The sequence below is a fragment of the Nosocomiicoccus ampullae genome (genome assembly GCF_001696685.1).
In the GTDB taxonomy this organism is placed as follows: domain Bacteria; phylum Bacillota; class Bacilli; order Staphylococcales; family Salinicoccaceae; genus Nosocomiicoccus; species Nosocomiicoccus ampullae_A.
The window spans coordinates 41,351-57,664 of sequence record NZ_MBFG01000001.1 but is presented as its reverse complement, the minus strand read 5'-3'; the positions used below and the strand labels follow the sequence as shown (position 1 = coordinate 57,664).

At 36.1% G+C, this 16,314-nt stretch carries 16 protein-coding genes; 4 read left to right on the top strand and 12 right to left on the bottom strand.

What is annotated here, in order from left to right; genetic code table 11:
- Nucleotides 1–2: 2 nt before the first annotated feature.
- Genes BBS29_RS00285 through BBS29_RS00275 form a run of 3 tightly spaced genes read right to left on the bottom strand, consistent with a single transcriptional unit; the run spans nt 3 to nt 1,804 of the window.
- A complete protein-coding gene (locus BBS29_RS00285; protein ID WP_068127875.1) occupies nt 3–800 on the bottom strand; it encodes an NAD kinase in 798 nt (265 codons plus the stop codon).
- Nucleotides 801–817: 17 nt separating this feature from the next.
- On the bottom strand, nt 818–1,438 hold the full coding sequence (locus BBS29_RS00280; RefSeq protein WP_068127871.1) for a GTP pyrophosphokinase: 621 nt from the start codon (nt 1,436–1,438) through the stop codon (nt 818–820).
- A 15-nt stretch (nt 1,439–1,453) separates the two neighbouring features.
- On the bottom strand, nt 1,454–1,804 hold the full coding sequence (locus BBS29_RS00275; RefSeq protein ID WP_068127868.1) for a hypothetical protein: 351 nt from the start codon (nt 1,802–1,804) through the stop codon (nt 1,454–1,456).
- A 115-nt stretch (nt 1,805–1,919) separates the two neighbouring features.
- Between BBS29_RS00275 and BBS29_RS00270 the strand changes: the two genes are divergently transcribed.
- Genes BBS29_RS00270 through BBS29_RS00260 form a run of 3 tightly spaced genes read left to right on the top strand, consistent with a single transcriptional unit; the run spans nt 1,920 to nt 3,672 of the window.
- Complete coding sequence (locus BBS29_RS00270; protein ID WP_083286878.1) at nt 1,920–2,489, top strand: CYTH domain-containing protein; 570 nt, start codon at nt 1,920–1,922, stop codon at nt 2,487–2,489.
- A 10-nt stretch (nt 2,490–2,499) separates the two neighbouring features.
- Nucleotides 2,500–2,865, top strand: coding sequence for a globin domain-containing protein (locus BBS29_RS00265; RefSeq protein WP_068127862.1), 366 nt, complete (start codon nt 2,500–2,502; stop codon nt 2,863–2,865).
- Nucleotides 2,866–2,892: 27 nt separating this feature from the next.
- Entirely contained in the window at nt 2,893–3,672 is a 780-nt protein-coding gene (locus tag BBS29_RS00260) for a DsbA family protein (RefSeq protein WP_084778754.1), read from the top strand.
- Between the two features lie 66 nt (nt 3,673–3,738).
- Here the strand turns inward: BBS29_RS00260 and pepF are convergent, their stop codons facing one another.
- The 4 genes from pepF to spxA all read right to left on the bottom strand — a co-directional run bounded on the left by pepF (nt 3,739) and on the right by spxA (nt 7,879).
- Nucleotides 3,739–5,538, bottom strand: a complete 1,800-nt coding sequence (gene pepF, locus BBS29_RS00255; protein WP_068127854.1) for an oligoendopeptidase F — start codon at nt 5,536–5,538, stop codon at nt 3,739–3,741.
- Between the two features lie 42 nt (nt 5,539–5,580).
- Nucleotides 5,581–6,555 carry a competence protein CoiA gene (locus tag BBS29_RS00250; RefSeq protein ID WP_068127852.1) on the bottom strand — a complete coding sequence of 325 codons (975 nt, stop codon included), beginning with the start codon at nt 6,553–6,555 and terminating at the stop codon, nt 5,581–5,583.
- A 50-nt stretch (nt 6,556–6,605) separates the two neighbouring features.
- On the bottom strand, nt 6,606–7,361 hold the full coding sequence (locus BBS29_RS00245) for an adaptor protein MecA (protein WP_068127849.1): 756 nt from the start codon (nt 7,359–7,361) through the stop codon (nt 6,606–6,608).
- Between the two features lie 122 nt (nt 7,362–7,483).
- Nucleotides 7,484–7,879 carry a transcriptional regulator SpxA gene (gene spxA, locus BBS29_RS00240; RefSeq protein ID WP_068127847.1) on the bottom strand — a complete coding sequence of 132 codons (396 nt, stop codon included), beginning with the start codon at nt 7,877–7,879 and terminating at the stop codon, nt 7,484–7,486.
- A 227-nt stretch (nt 7,880–8,106) separates the two neighbouring features.
- On the opposite strand from spxA, the gene trpS reads away from it, so the two are divergent.
- Complete coding sequence (gene trpS, locus BBS29_RS00235; protein ID WP_068127844.1) at nt 8,107–9,105, top strand: tryptophan--tRNA ligase; 999 nt, start codon at nt 8,107–8,109, stop codon at nt 9,103–9,105.
- Nucleotides 9,106–9,143: 38 nt separating this feature from the next.
- Here trpS and putP read toward each other — a convergent pair whose 3' ends face one another.
- The 5 genes from putP to BBS29_RS00210 form a co-directional block, all read right to left on the bottom strand.
- A complete protein-coding gene (gene putP, locus BBS29_RS00230) occupies nt 9,144–10,694 on the bottom strand; it encodes a sodium/proline symporter PutP (protein ID WP_068127841.1) in 1,551 nt (516 codons plus the stop codon).
- 183 nt (nt 10,695–10,877) lie between these two features.
- Nucleotides 10,878–12,116, bottom strand: coding sequence for a beta-ketoacyl-ACP synthase II (fabF, locus tag BBS29_RS00225; protein WP_068127837.1), 1,239 nt, complete (start codon nt 12,114–12,116; stop codon nt 10,878–10,880).
- Nucleotides 12,117–12,130: 14 nt separating this feature from the next.
- Nucleotides 12,131–13,075, bottom strand: coding sequence for a beta-ketoacyl-ACP synthase III (locus tag BBS29_RS00220; protein ID WP_068127834.1), 945 nt, complete (start codon nt 13,073–13,075; stop codon nt 12,131–12,133).
- A 112-nt stretch (nt 13,076–13,187) separates the two neighbouring features.
- A complete protein-coding gene (locus BBS29_RS00215; protein ID WP_068127831.1) occupies nt 13,188–15,020 on the bottom strand; it encodes an oligopeptide ABC transporter substrate-binding protein in 1,833 nt (610 codons plus the stop codon).
- 253 nt (nt 15,021–15,273) lie between these two features.
- Complete coding sequence (locus tag BBS29_RS00210; protein ID WP_084778753.1) at nt 15,274–16,314, bottom strand: ABC transporter permease; 1,041 nt, start codon at nt 16,312–16,314, stop codon at nt 15,274–15,276.

Genomic DNA, 16,314 nt, shown 5'->3' with positions numbered 1-16,314 from the left:
ACTCACCTCTCACTTGATATAAACGACTCCCTGACTCGATGCCAAAATGGAAAATGTCTAAAACGGGCAAATTTTATCGTTTCCTCTGCCACTTGATATTCAATTGAACGAATACCATTTTTCTGAAAATGTAGGTGATCGATTGTCAGTAAATGCGTATCTGCTTTATTTGGATACACGTTTAACGTGTGATGGCTCGGTAAAATAATCGATGAACCAATCGTTCTAAATACTCGGTTGTTAATCGATGCGATTTCTGTAAGTTGAATCGATCGAAATGACGGGTGAATTAACGCACCACCCAGTGACTTGTTGTATGCTGTAGAACCAGACGGTGTGGACACACAAATACCGTCTCCTCTAAACTTTTCAAAATGTTTCCCACCGATACCAACATCCACCGCAAGCGTCGACCCTTGTACCATTTTTAATGTCGTCTCATTTAACGCGAGATGACGTTCTTCACCGTCATCTGTATTTACTGTAACAGCGACTAATGGGAATTCTGTTTCAACAAATTTCCCACGGTCTATTAAGTCTATTAACAGGTCCGCTTCTTCTGGATGAAAGTCTGCGTAAAATCCAAGGTTTCCAGTATGGACACCGACAAACATCGTTTCTTTTAATAAATGTTGATACATATGAAACGCACCGAGTAACGTTCCATCGCCACCGACGGAGATAATAATTTCCGGATGTATATTATCTTCTTCCATACCGCGTTTTTTCATCCCTTGAATTAAATACTCGCGTGTATACTTTGACTTTTCGTCGTTTTTTGAGATAACTGTAAATCGCATAATTATCTCCTCCTCGTTTAGATGTTGCGCTTCTTAGAAAAGAACTTCTGTGCCTCTTGAACTTCCTCACGTATTAATGACATTTCTTGGTCGAGCTGATACGCAGCGTCCGCTGCATTTTGAAGTCTTTCTTTAATTTCTACTGGGTACTCACCTTTATATTTGTAGTTCAGCGAGTGTTCAATCGTCGCCCAAAAGTTCATAGAAAGTGTACGGATTTGAATTTCAGCTAATATATTTACCGTACCGTCTACTGTTGAAACTGGGTATTCTATAATGATGTGATACGAACGATATCCACTTTCTTTCGTATGTTTAATATAATCACGCTCTTCGATAATTCTCATATCTTCTCGCTTATCGATTAAGTCTCTAATAATCATAATATCATCGACGAACTGGCACATAATACGGACACCAGCGATGTCGTACATATCTTTTCTAAGTTCGTCATAAGAGATATTATTTTTACTCGCCTTCTCAATAATACTTTGTACTGGCTTTACTCTTGCAGTAACAAATTCTATTGGAGACGAACGGTTCGTTAATTTATATTCTTGTCGAATACCTTTTAACTTAATTTTAAGTTCATCGATGGCTTGTCGATACGGAGATAAAAATACGCTCCACTCATCCATATTTTAAGCCCCCTTTTAAATTGTAAAAGTTTCTACAATTTTACCTTCAAACTCTTTGCCATAATTACTATTATCTTTAATATTGTCGAGTAACACATCTAATTCCGTGAAAAACTCTTTAAGCTCTACTTGATCGTTTACAGTGACAGTTTTGTTATAGTATCTCGCTAACATTTCCCACGTTTCGGATACGAAATGTGTGCGGATGTACTCTTCACCATCATCTAATATGTAAATAATCGTAAAGTTATCAGAGTCTACAATCATTTGCTCTGTACTTATGAGTGTTTTATTCGTCAAATCATTTTCAACATAACATTTTAATGTATCGTCTTCATATTTAATTTCATTAATATATATATCCATTACTTTCACCTCTACCGGTACTTATTCTACCACACTTGTACCCTTTCGACGTACTTAATGTGTAATGCTTTACTTAATCTTATGAAATCGCAATAATAATGAATAGGAGGTCATTATGCAAGAGACTGAAATTGAATTTAAAAACTTATTAACTAAAGATGAATTTGAAAATATAGAACGTGCGTTATTTAAAGATGTTGAAGCTGTCTCTCAGACGAATTACTACGTCGATACGGACCGTTTCGATTTAAGAAGTAATCACTTAATGCTACGTATTCGAAAGCGTGAAGATATGAATATGTTGACGCTAAAAGTTCCGATGGATGAACACGTGACTGAAGAGTTTCACAACCCTCTTTATGAAGATATACATATCGGAGATATTGTAAATAAAGATATGCTCAGTCGTCCGATGTTTTTAATTATACGTAGTCATTTAATTAACCGAACATTACGTGTCGTAGGCAAATTAACGACACTTCGTAAAGAAATAGATTATAATGGTGGAACACTCGTTTTAGATTACAGTACATATTTAGGTCATGAAGATTACGAAATCGAATTTGAAGTAGATGACGTGTCGAAAGAGACGGTCTTCAATGAGCTGTTAGATACGTTTAACATTACAAAAAAAGATACACCCGTTAAAGTTGAACGTTTTTATAATGCATTAGAGTCGAATTAAGGAGAAATAGATGGTTACAGTATATAAGCAACTTGGTGAAGAGACAATCGAAGCGTTAGTCGATCGTTTTTATGATTATGTTGATAAAGACCCACGCATGCGTTTTTTATTTCCAGATGATTTAACTGAAACGCGCTACAAACAAAAACTCTTTCAAATCCAATTTCTCGGTGGTCCAAATAAGTATAATGAAACATTTGGTCATCCGATGTTAAAAATGAGACATATGCCGTTTCCTATCACAACAAAGGAAAGAGATGCTTGGCTCGACAATATGTCTAAGGCAATGAATGACTTAAACATTCCAAACGAAGTTAAAATTCAAGTATTAAGACGTTATGAAATTACAGCAAACGCGATGGTTAACAGTCGCTGATTTATTATTATTTAGAGGTGACAGATTTTGAAACATTCAAATGTAATTTCACTATTCCTCGAACCAGTAGAACATCAAATTGAAATATATTATTTCTTTGATCCGTTCCATAAAGATGCTTTAAAAATGGAAGCAATCGTAAACAAGCTACTACTCGAGTATGGTGATTATGTTCGTATCAATAAAATACTTGCTCCCTCATTAAGAGTACTGACAAAATGTCAGGCACAGTCGACTTCAAAGATTGACAATATCGCTCTTGCGTACAAAGCAGCAGAAGTGCAAGGAAGAAATAGAGCACGTAAGTTTATGCGTTATTTATTTAACAGAATTTCACCGACGAATTCTGTGTGCACAAAAGAACATATTATCGATAGCGCAACGCTCGCAAACCTTGATATTCATTCATTTATGGATGAGATGGAATCTGAAAACTTACACACGTTATTAAATCGTGATCTTGCATTATATCATGAACTAGATATCAATCTACTACCAACATTTGTATTTTTTAGTGGTGACATTGAGTCCGAAGGTCTCAAAATTGAAGGTGTTAACGAATATTTCATTTACTCATACGTCATCCATGAATTACTAGAAATCGATATACAAAAGAAAGCATTGCCTCATATTTATGAATATATTAAAAAGAACGAACTCGTCAGCATCGATGAGTTAAAGATAATCTATGATTGGCAAGATTCTGTACTACTAAAAGAATTAAAACAACTACAATTGTCACAGTATATCAGCTCTGTCACACACGGAGATGAAATCTATTTTGAAGCAGTCGGCAACCATGTATAAATGGTTGCTTTTTTTATATATAAAAATATGAGAGTCACGAGTGACTCTCATATTTAGTTTATATCATTATTTATTTTTAATGAGTTGTTCGAATTGATCTAACTTCTCTTCAAAGAATTTCATCGCTTTTTCAATTGGTTCACGCGTTGTCATATCGACACCCGCATTTTTTAAGATTTCAATTGGATAGTTTGATGAACCTTTTTTCAGGAATTCGTTAATGTAGCGATCGCTATCTTCTTTTGTACCGTTTAATACGATTTCAGATAACGTCGCAGCTGCTGAATAACCTGTTGCATATTGATAGACGTAGTAATTCATATAGAAGTGTGGAATTCTTGCCCACTCTTTACTTATTAAATCGTCATATGATACTGCGTCACCGTAGTATTTCTTGTTTAAATCACCATACACTTCGTTTAATTTGTCCGCTGTTAACGGCTCGCCGCTTTCTTTTAACGTATGAATCTTATGTTCGAATTCAGCAAACATCGTTTGACGGAATACCGTTCCTCTGAATCCTTCAAGTTGCTCATTTAATAGATATAATTTCTTTTTATCGTCATCTAAATTTTTATATAGATAATCTGCAAGTAATGCCTCGTTAAATGTAGAAGCCACTTCTGCGACGAAAATTGAATACCCTGATTGGTTCGCTGTTTGGTTTTTACGGCTGTAGTAGCTGTGTACTGAATGCCCAAACTCATGTGCTAACGTAAACATGTTATCAACGTTATCTTGCCAGTTCATTAAAATATATGGATTTGTACCATATGTTCCAGAAGAATACGCACCAGAACGTTTACCTTTGTTTTCGTAAATATCTACCCAGCGGTTGTTAAATCCTTCTCTTAAAATGTCTTGATACTCTTCACCGAGTGGTGCCATTCCTTCGATGACGTGATTTTTTGCTTCTTCGTATGTGACTTTAAAGTCTTCGTCGACGAGCGGTGTATAAATATCATACATCGTTAACTCATCTAAACCTAACATCTCTTTACGTAACTCAGTATATCTGTGTAGTAAATGAAGGTTATCATTAACTACGTCAACAAGTTGGTCATATACTTCTTCAGGAATGTGGTTGTTTGATAACGCTTGATCACGGCTTGACTTGTAGCCACGTGCTTCAGCAGTGAACACATGACTATCGACTTCACCAGAAAGTGTTTGAGCTAACGTATTTTCATATTCTCCATACTTCTTGTATAGAGTTTCATATGCTGATTTTCTAAGCGTTCTATCGCTTGATTTAAGTAAATCAATATACGTCCCTTGAGTTAATACGTATGAATTTCCGTCAGAGTCTACTGCATTATCAAACGATAAATCTGCGTTATTAAAAATCGCATATGTCGATCCTGGGTTGTTTAATACGAGACCTGCTTGAGCGAGTAACTTTTCTTCTTTATCGCTTAATACGTGTGCACGTTGTTTGTTAATCTTTTCTAGGTCGAACTTAAATTCTTTTAATTTATCTTCTTCAGCATAGCTGTTTAACGTCTCTTCATCGATTTGCATAAGTGCTGGAGTTAAGAAGCTCCATGCTGAAGCAAATTTTGTATATAAAGACATTGCACGAGATTCCATGCTTTGGTATTTGCTGTTAGATGTATCCTGGTCATGTTTTAAATGTGAATACACATATACTTGTGATAAAGTAACGCCTAAGTCTCTTTCAGCTTCAAGCACTTCTAGTAAGTCGTCAGAACTTTGAATGCCTTTTTCTCTGAACGTATCCGCTTCAGAAAGACGATCCTCTACTTCTTTATATGCTTCCTCCCATTTTTCATCTGATTCAAAAATTGATGTTAAATCCCACGTATCTTCTACGCGTTGATCTTCACGTTTTAATAATTCTCCCATAATGTACCTCCAAATTTGTAATCACTTACATTTTCTCAATATTTAGACTTTGATGCAACTAATTTTGTTCGCAATTCGAAATATTTCTTTAAATTCTTTTAATAATCGATTCGCGATATCATATTCACTCATCCCATTCACTTTTCGTATACTTAGAGATTTTACAAATTGATTAAAGTCATAATTTTTATTAATTGCAGCATGGTACAAAAAGAGCTTCCATTCAAGTGGATTATTATTAATAAATCTCTCGGATGGTGTCATGTAGTATAGAAATTTTGGTAAATGATTTGTATTAAGGGATAACTGATATAAAAGTGAAATCGTCGGGTTTAAATAACTACGTTTATTTCTTTCTTTTTGAATTTCATTTAATAATTCTTTATCGTTTCGTTCTTTAATAGAAAATAGCGGACAGTAGTGATTCAATATGTCTTCGTAGCGAATCTCTTCGATTTTAAAGTGCCATTTATTTTGTTCAACATTTTTAAGTAATACATAACGTTTTAAAGTTAGTTGATCGTTTATCGTATACAGTACAAAATCTTTCATCACTGCATAGTGAAACTGTGTTAAGTACAGAAGATTCTCTCTTAGAATTAAGTCCTCTTCTTTTAATAACCACGTGACGTCAATTCCTTCTTTTTTATATCCTTTTGTTCGATTTAATATAATCGTCGGAGAAACTTTTGATAGTTGAATTTCAACTGCGTGATTATCATCGATAAGTAAATCTGGTATTTGCTGGATACGTTCTAAATAGTATTCCATTTTCACGTTAAAAATTTGTCCAAATTTAAAGTATAAGTCGTGTTTTAATTTTAGATGAAGTTCCGATTCACGGTTATATAAATGGCGCTCACACATATGAATGCTGATGTGTGAAAAGTGCTCTTTTTTAATATCACCACGTTTTAGTTGAACTTCGCTATTACATACCGGACAGTAATATCTTTCATTTCGTTTGGCGTCTTTTGCATCGATTTCATTTCCGAATTTATCAATTGCGATTAACATAAAAACACCCCTTTTTCTATATATGCTAGAAAAAGGGGCTTTGTCTTTTTTTATTTTTTAATTTCGAATTGTTTTCTTAATTGACGTCTTACATTGTATGCCATAATTGTCTTTCCGTATTCGATTAAAACTGCTTCGTTTCTATCTGAACGTTCACCGTACTCAAGTAAATTGAGTTTCATTTTCTCTGCATACGGATGACCCTCATTTGTGAAGTACACTAAATAATAGAACGAATTATTATATGATAAAAGTAAATCGTCATATAGCGTTTCATCTTCTTCTTGACGATAGCTATAATCAATTAATGTATCGATATCATCAAATTTAACGATAAACGGTCGCGTATAATCACGCTCCATTTCTTCTTGTAACATTTCTTTTAATTTCTCGAATTCTTCTACATCCATTGATTCTTGCGTTTCTAAAAAGTCTTCAATTAAATCATCTTTATCTTTTTTATTATCTATATCATCATCGTCGTTGAACGTTTCATCGAGTAATTGTTGTAATTCAAAATCATCATGTTTACTTGAAAGTCCAAATCCATTTTTGTTTTCTGACTGGGATTTTGACACGATTACTTCGATTCCTCGGTCAAATGCATGAACTTGAATCCATAATGGGCCATCACTCATGAATTCTTTTGTATGTTCGTCACTTACCTCGTTCATGAGTTTCCAGAAAAATTCTTCACCACGTTTACGATCCATCCATAACTCTTCTCGACTAAAACCTCGATTTTCAATATCATTATAAGAAATATAGAATTTCAACGTCTCATCGTCAATTCTTTCAAATCTCATGCACTCACCCCTCACTTTTAATAGTAACGTTCATTATACGAGTTTTGCAACAAAAATGCCAATTTAAAAACTCAAATAAAAAAGCTTGTAACTTTTCAGTTACAAGCTATTAGTTTATATAATTATTCAGCCATACGTTTTGCTTCTTCTAAATGTAATGTACGAACTTTTCTTGGTAAGAAGCGTCTAATTTCATCTTCATTATAACCGACTTGTAGTCGTTTATGGTCGATAATGATTGGACGTCTTAACATACCAGGATTATCCATAATTAAAGTATACAGTTCATTCATTGGTAAACTGTCGATATCTACATTTAATTTTTGGAATGTCTTAGAACGTGTTGAGATGATTTCATCTGTTCCGTCTTCAGTCATTCTTAAAATTTCTTTAACTTCATCAAGCGTTAATGCTTCTGAAAAAATATTTCTTTCAGTGTATGGAATGTTATTGTCTTCTAACCATGCTTTAGCTTTGCGACAAGACGTACAACTCGGTGATGTAAATAATGTAACCATAATTTTCACACTCCAATATTTTCATTTATAGTAAAAACAGACATTTTTTAATTAATTAAACATCTTATTCCTTTACTAATTATATTATATACCTTAAACATTAAAATAACATGAAAATCTCTTAAAAAGTTTGAAAAATATTTGAATTTATGTTAGATAAATGAAGTTTGATAGAAATCTAAAACAGTATTAAAATGAAGATAATACATTTTTCGGAGGCAAATCATATGAAAACATTATTTTCTGGTATTCAACCAAGTGGTATACCAACAATTGGTAACTACATCGGAGCGATTACCCAATTCGTCGAAATGCAAGAAGAGTATGAGTCATATTTTTGTATCGTCGACCAACACGCGATTACTGTACCACAAGATCGATTAGAATTACGTAAAAATACTAAACTACTCGCTGCAATTTATCTTGCAGCTGGATTGGATCCTAAAAAGGCTACACTTTTTATACAATCTGAAGTTCCAACGCATATACAAGCAACGTGGATTTTCCAGACGTTATCGTACATGGGTGAATTAGAACGTATGACACAATTTAAAGATAAAGCACGTAAACAATCTCAAAAAGAAGGTATTCCAGTCGGATTATTTACTTATCCAACATTAATGGTATCAGATATTTTACTATACAATGCAGACGTAGTACCAGTTGGTGATGACCAAGCGCAACACTTAGAGTTAACGCGCACACTCGCTGAGCGTTTCAACTTCCGTTATAAAGAAATCTTTACGATTCCTGAAACACGACTTCCAAAATTTGGTGGGCGTATTATGAGCCTACAAGATCCAACGAGCAAGATGAGCAAAAGTGATGCAAATCAAAAAGCGTTTATTTCTCTAATGGACGATCCAAATGCCGCTGCAAAAAAAATCCGTAGCGCAGTGACGGATTCTGACATGGTTGTAAAATATGATAAAGAAAATAAACCAGGAATTTCTAACCTACTCGTCATTTATTCGAGTTTTACAGATTATACGATTGAAGAAATCGAAGCGAAGTACGAAGGTAAGACATACGGTGATTTTAAAAAGGACTTAGGTGAAATCGTTAAAGAGTTTTTAATCGATTTCCAAGAAAAAGTAAATCATTACTTAAACTCTGAAGAACTCGACGAAATTTTAGATGAAGGCCGTGATCGTGCATTTAAGAAGACAATAAAAACGTTAACTAAAATGGAAAATGCCGTCGGACTCGGACGAAAAAGAAAATAAGCACAAAAATAAAACGGGGAATATTTCCCCGTTTTATTTTATTCTAATTCATGTTTGATAATTGATTTTACTGTATTAAGTTCTTTTTCAACATCTTGAGCTGGTTTTGCTGTAAATAGACTTACAACAACAGTTACGATTAAGTTAACGATGAAACCTGGTAAAATTTCATATAAGTTCCAGAAATCTGAACCCGTCTCACCCATTGGTGAAATAACTGTAATCCAAAGAATAACCGTCACTGATGCTGCGATCATACCTGATAATGCACCTGTTCTTGTTAAACCTTTCCAGTAAAGTGAGAGGATTACGATTGGACCAAATGCTGCACCGAATCCTGCCCATGCGTTACCTACTAAGTCTAGGATTGTAGCATTCGGACTCCATGCAATAACCATCGCTACTGCTGCAACGAGTAGTACTGAAACACGTCCAACCATAACAAATTCTTTTTGACGATTTTCAGCATTTTCTTTACCACGAATTAACTTATAGAAGTCTTCTGTTAACGCACTAGACGTTACGATTAATTGTGACGCAATCGTACTCATAATCGCTGCTAAAATTGCTGCGAGTAAGAAACCACCAATTAATGGGTGGAATAATAATTGCCCCATTAAAATGAAGATTGTTTCTGGGTCTTCGAGTACTAATCCGTTACTATTTACGAACGTAATTCCTGTTAAACCAACGAGTACCGCACCGAGTAGGCTGATTGCCATCCAACCAATACCAAAGCGACGTGCGGTTCTTAATTTTTTAACGTTTTGAACAGACATAAATCGAACGATGATATGTGGTTGTCCGAAGTAACCTAGACCCCATGCAATAAATGAAATAATACCGATAACTGTCGTACCTTTAAACCAATCTAAGTTTGTCGGTTTAATTTCTGCTGCTTGGCTTAAAGTATCAAAGCCTGATAATTGAAGCATCGCCACAATCGGTACCATTACCATCGCAATTAACATAATAACACCTTGGAAGAAGTCTGTGAGTGATACTGCTAGATATCCACCAAAGAATGTGTAAACGATGATGATTACACCAATTAAGATTAAACCGAAGTGGTATGACGTACCAAATGCACTTTCAAATAAACGTCCACCTGCAACGAGTCCTGAGTTTACATATAATGTAAAGAATACAACGATAATCAGACCTGAAATAATCTTAATTAAGTTTGTGTTATCACTTAAACGGTTATTTAAAAATTCAGGAATCGTAATCGAATCATTTGCGATTTCAGTATACACACGTAATCTCGGTGCAACGACGAAGTAGTTCACATAAGCACCCACTGTTAAACCAATCGCAAGCCATGCTGCTGAAAGACCAACTGAGTATACCTCACCCGGTAGCCCCATGATCATCCAACCACTCATATCTGCTGCTCCTGCGGATAGTGCGGTTACATATGGTCCAATGTTACGACCACCTAGCATATACTCGTTTAAGTCTCCAGTAGATCTTTTGTAACTGTACCAACCAATGAATAATAATATTAAGAAGTAAAGTACAATCATAACGTACGTTTGCCAATCTAAAGTGACAGCATCACGTACACGTGTAGCTCCTAATAATAGCACTAATAGCGCCTCCTTTTACAATATAAGTTTAGTATACAAAATCATAAAAGCGTTTTACATAGTATTTAAAGCGTTTTTATATAAATAATTCTTTTTTATTGTTTTAATACATGTTTATTTAGTATAAAAAAATACACGCGATATCAATTTAGATATCGCATGTATTAAAATTTTGCCTATATATTATTCTGTGTATTTTTTTAACACGAGTGTCGCGTTATGACCACCGAATCCTAGACTATTTGTAACCGCATATTCGATGTCTAATTCTTCTTGTCCATCTTTAACATAGTCTAAATCAAGTTTAGGATCTTGATTTGTTAAGTTAATCGTCGGATGGATTTTGCCTTCTTGAATACTTTTCGCAGTAATAATCGCTTCCATAGCACCAGTTGCACCGAGTAAGTGACCAGTCATTGATTTTGTTGAGTTGATTTTTAAATTGTATGCATGATCTCCAAACACTGTTTTAATCGCAAGTGTTTCAAACTCATCGTTGTATGGTGTTGATGTACCGTGTGCGTTAATATATTGAACTTGTTCTGGTTGAATACCAGCATCGTTTAACGCCGCTTGAATCGCACGTGCACCACCTTCACCTTCAGGTGCTGGTGCTGTAATATGATGCGCATCTCCTGTTGAGCCGTAACCGACGACTTCAGCATAAATTTTTGCTCCGCGTGCTTTCGCATGCTCTAACTCTTCTAAAATAACGATCCCTGCACCTTCACCCATTACAAAACCTGAACGGTCCTCTGAAAATGGAACAGAAGCATAGTTCGGATCGTTCGACTTACTTAAAGCACGGTTCGCTTGGAATCCAGCGACACCCATATGCGTAATTGGAGATTCAGTTCCGCCTGAAATCATGACGTCAGCATCGCCTCTTGCAACGATTCTAAACGCGTCACCAATTGAATTCGTACCTGTTGCACATGCAGTTACGGTCGCACCGTTAGGGCCTTTTGCGTTATGGCGAATCGATACTTGACCAGCTGCCATATCTGGAATCATCATCGGTACAAATAATGGGCTCACTCGTTTTGGACCACGGTCGAATAATACTCTTAAACCGTCCTCTAATGCTTGAATACCACCGATACCTGATCCGATCCATACTCCTGTACGTTCTGAAATTTCGTCGATATTTAACCCAGAATCTTTAACCGCTTCATCTGAAGCAGCAACTGCATATTGCGTAAAGCGGTCCATACGACGTGCCTCTTTACGGCCAAAATATTCTTCACCGTCAAAGTCTTTAAGCTCACCAGCGACGTGTACATCATAATCACTCGTATCTATTCTCGTAATTTCACCAATTCCGTTTACACCGTTTAATGCGTTTTCCCACATCTCATCGACAGTATTTCCAATCGGTGTTAATGCTCCCATACCTGTAATTACAACTCTTCTTTCGTTCATTTATATTCCTCCTATTATTTTCCCCAAGTCATACAGACAGCGCCCCATGTTAAGCCGCCGCCGAACCCAACTAAGACGATATTATCTCCATCTTTTATTTTATTATGTTTGACTTCATGTTCAATGCTGATTGGAATTGAAGCCGCAGACGTGTTTCCATATGATTGAATCGTTTCACTCATTTTTTCTCTCGGTAAGTTCATTCTCTTTCTAGCCGATTCCATAATACGAATATTCGCTTGGTGCGGGATGAGCATATCGATATCCTCACTTGACATACCTGCTTTTTCTGTAACAGATACGCTGAGTTCTCCCATAATTCTTACTGCGAACTTAAATACTTCTCTTCCGTTCATTTTAATGTATTTCGTGTCTTTATCGTCATATAGCCACTTACCACCGTCACCGTTACTTCCGAGTTCAAATGATTTTATTCCATAGCCTTCACTGACTTCTCCAACGACAGCTGCACTCGCACCATCGCCAAACAGTATCGCAGTAGATCGATCTTCAAAATCAATCATTTTTGATAACTTATCTGCACCGATGACAAGCACCTTTTTATAAGTACCTGCTTTTATGTAATTATAAGCGGTAACTAACCCATATATAAATCCTGTACAAGCCGCTGCTTGATCAAATGATGGTACATGATTTAACTCGAGTTTACTTTGAACGATATTCGCGACTGTTGGAAAGTGATGGTCTGGTGTTGAAGTAGCAACGATAATCATATCGATGTCATCTTTTGTTACTCCAGAGTTCTCCATCGCTCTTTTAGCTGCTAATACTGCCATATCACTCGTATCCATATCTTCTTCAGCAAATCTTCTTTCTTTTATACCCGTCATTTCAGTAATCCATTCATCTGACGTATCTAATATCTTTTCAAAGTCGTGATTGGTCATTACTTTTTCTGGTAAATAACTACCCATACCGATGATCCCTACATTCGTCATCTCACCACACCTCACCTTTTTATTACTAGGTACTAATTTAGCACATTTTTTTGTTTTAATCAAACAAAAAAAGCTTAAGTACATTAGTACTTAAGCTTTAGTGAGTAGCGAATTACTCTTCATCTACACCGACTTTGTATAATTGGAAGTCAGGGTTATATCCGTACTCTTCAGTCCAGTTTTTAACACGTTTGTTAACTGGTACTACGTATGCACGGTAAAGAGTTGGGAATACTGGAATTTCTTCAGCCATAAATTCTTGCCACTCATTGTATACTTCTTTTCTGTATTCAATATCAAGTGCTTCTTGTGAGTTACCTTTTTTCAGTAATTCATCGTTTTTCTCAGAAGCGTAACGTGGGTAGTTGAATGCAGCTTTTCTTCCGTATAATCCTGAAGGGTCAACGTCAGAACCTACACCCCATGCACCTTGGTAGATGTCAATGTCTTTGTCATCGTTTTTAAGCATGTCGTAGAATGTGTTGAATTCGATTAAACGACCGTTAGTTTTTTCTACGTTAAGTCCAATTTCTTTCCAAGATTGGATGTAGTAGTTTGCTAATGGTTCAGCAATGTCTCCACCTGACATAGAAGCGAAGTTGATTTGTAGTTTTTCACCGTCTGGTGTTTCAACGAATCCGTCTCCGTCTGTGTCTTCATATCCAGCGTCAGCTAAGATTTGTTTTGCTTTTTCTGGATCGTATTTAGGAGTTTCTAAGTCTTCTTTATACCAGTCTTTGTGGTAAGGAGTGATTAATGAGTTCGCTCCCCAACGTAGACCTTTATAGAACTTATTACCGACAGCATCGTTGTCAACTGCGTGCCACATTGCGCGACGTAATTCTTTGTCACCCATTTTCATTTCGTCTGGCTTGTAGTTAACTTCGTTTTTGTCTGCATCCCACTCACCAAGTTTGAAACCAATGTAAGTGTATGCTCCGTCAATTTGACCTAACCATTCAACATTATCCATTTCAGCAACGTCTGGATATTGGTCAGTTGGGAATGATAACGCTACGTCGATATCACCTTTTTGAACCGCATCAGCTACAGAAGATGAAGGAATAACTTTGATTTCGATTCCGTCCATTCCTGGTTCACCTTGCCAGTAATCTTCGTTTTTCTCTAAGATAATCGCTTCACCTGAAGTGATTGATTTAACTTTATATGGTCCAATACCAATTGGGTTTTGACGTGTTTGATCTGCTGCTGCCATATCTTTAACTTCTACACCTTCGTAGTATTTTTCAGGGAATAAGTATGCCCAGAATCCACCAGCTGTTAATGATGGTGCAAGTTCTTTGTATGTAAATACAGCTGTTTTATCGTCTACAACTTCGATACCAGAGATTTCATCAGCTTCACCAGCTTGATACTCTTCGTATCCTTCAATTAATGTAAATCCATCGCTTGATCCGCGAACACCGTCGTAGTCAGGGTGACCGATTACTTCGTATGATGCAACATAGTCTTGGATAGTAACTGGTGTACCATCGTGCCATTTAGCATCTGCTTGTAATTTGAACGTTACTGTGTTGTCTTCTTCGTTTAACTCAAATCCGATTAATCCGTCTTGAGTGTACTGGAAGTCAGCATCCATTCTGAATGCACCTTCATCGAAGTATCCAATCATAGTAGCATCTGGAGCACCTTGGTAGAACGCCCAGTTTAGTGTACCTTCAAATGGAGTATCTGAAGTGTAACCTACTTTTAACGTACCTGAACCAGAAGGTTCACCTGTGTTTGAAACTGTTTTGCTGAAGTCTTCGTAATTATAGACTCCCTCTTCGCTAGGCTCTGCGTTACTTGTACCGCCGCCGTCATCTTTTTTGTCCTTATCGCCGTCAGCAGCGTCATCGCTTCCGCCGCCACTACAAGCAGCAAGAACAAGTGCTAGAGATGATCCCATACCGAAAAGTAAGCGAGACCAATTGTGTTTCTTCATCTTTGTTTCCCCCTTTAGATATAAAAGATAACGGTATAGAAATGTTATCTAATTTTGATATTATCATAAAATTCAGATTAATCAATATCAAAATTGAATTTCTTTTCAAAAAATTGAAACCGTTTTAAATCTATACCAATATTATACCCTATTTTTAAAAAATGTGAAATCGTTTTCGAATATTTTTTAAATTTTTTGTATTTATTAAATAAAACAAAAAAGACCAAGCATTCGCTTGGTCTTAAATGTAATTTTATGCATTACGTTGTCTCGCATCTCCTGCTCGGCGTAACGCCTCACCAACGTTACGTACACAAAGCATTAATATTAAGATTAATATCGCAGCTGGCGCCCAGATCCATGGTCTTAAGCGTAGTGTTTGCGTTTGTGTTGCATAAGATAATAACGTTCCGAGTGACGGTGTATCTTCAGGGAATCCAAATCCAATGAATGAGAGTCCCGACTCAATACCGATATTCGAAGCGAGTGATAGCGTTGAGTTAACAATGATAATACCGATTAAGTTCGGTAATAACTGTGTAAATATAATTTTAACGTGAGAACTGCCTAACGTTCTCGAAGCGTTAATGTAGTCCTGTTCTTTCTCTTGAATCGCTAGTGAACGTATTAATCTCGCTGTACCTGTCCATAAGAACGCACTCATGATGAGTGAGAAACTTATGACATTATAGCTTGGTGAAATTGTAACGTACACAACGATGATCATGATGAACGGTAAAACCATCATAAAGTCTACGATACGCATGAGGATATTGTCCACTTGTCCTCCGAAGTAACCAGAGATTACTCCATAAGCCGTACCGAATGATACTGATATTGCTGTAACGAGGAAACCAATTAGTAACGAGTTTCTCGTACCGATAATTAATTGTCCAAAAATATCACGTCCACCGTAGTCCGTACCGAGTCTAAACTCTTCGTTTGGCGGTTGGTTCAGTGATAATAAGTCTACTGTTACGATTTCTGATTGTTTTAAGAACATCGTTAGTCCAAAAACGTATGATGTAATTGCAATCATAATAATTAAGCTGAAAAGCGCAACTTTATCTACTAAAATTTCTTGAAGTAAAACTTTCCACCCCGGTGTCGATCTCGGCAAGTTCTCTACGTCGATTGAATCGTGTGATTCAATTCCGTACACACCTGCTTGATTATGTGTATCTATATTCGTCGGGTGTGCATCATTTTTGTCATTCTCAAAACCTGTGTTGTCTGGATTGACATCTTTTAACTCACGGTTTTCATCATTTAAATTTTTATTATCCTTTGTCAT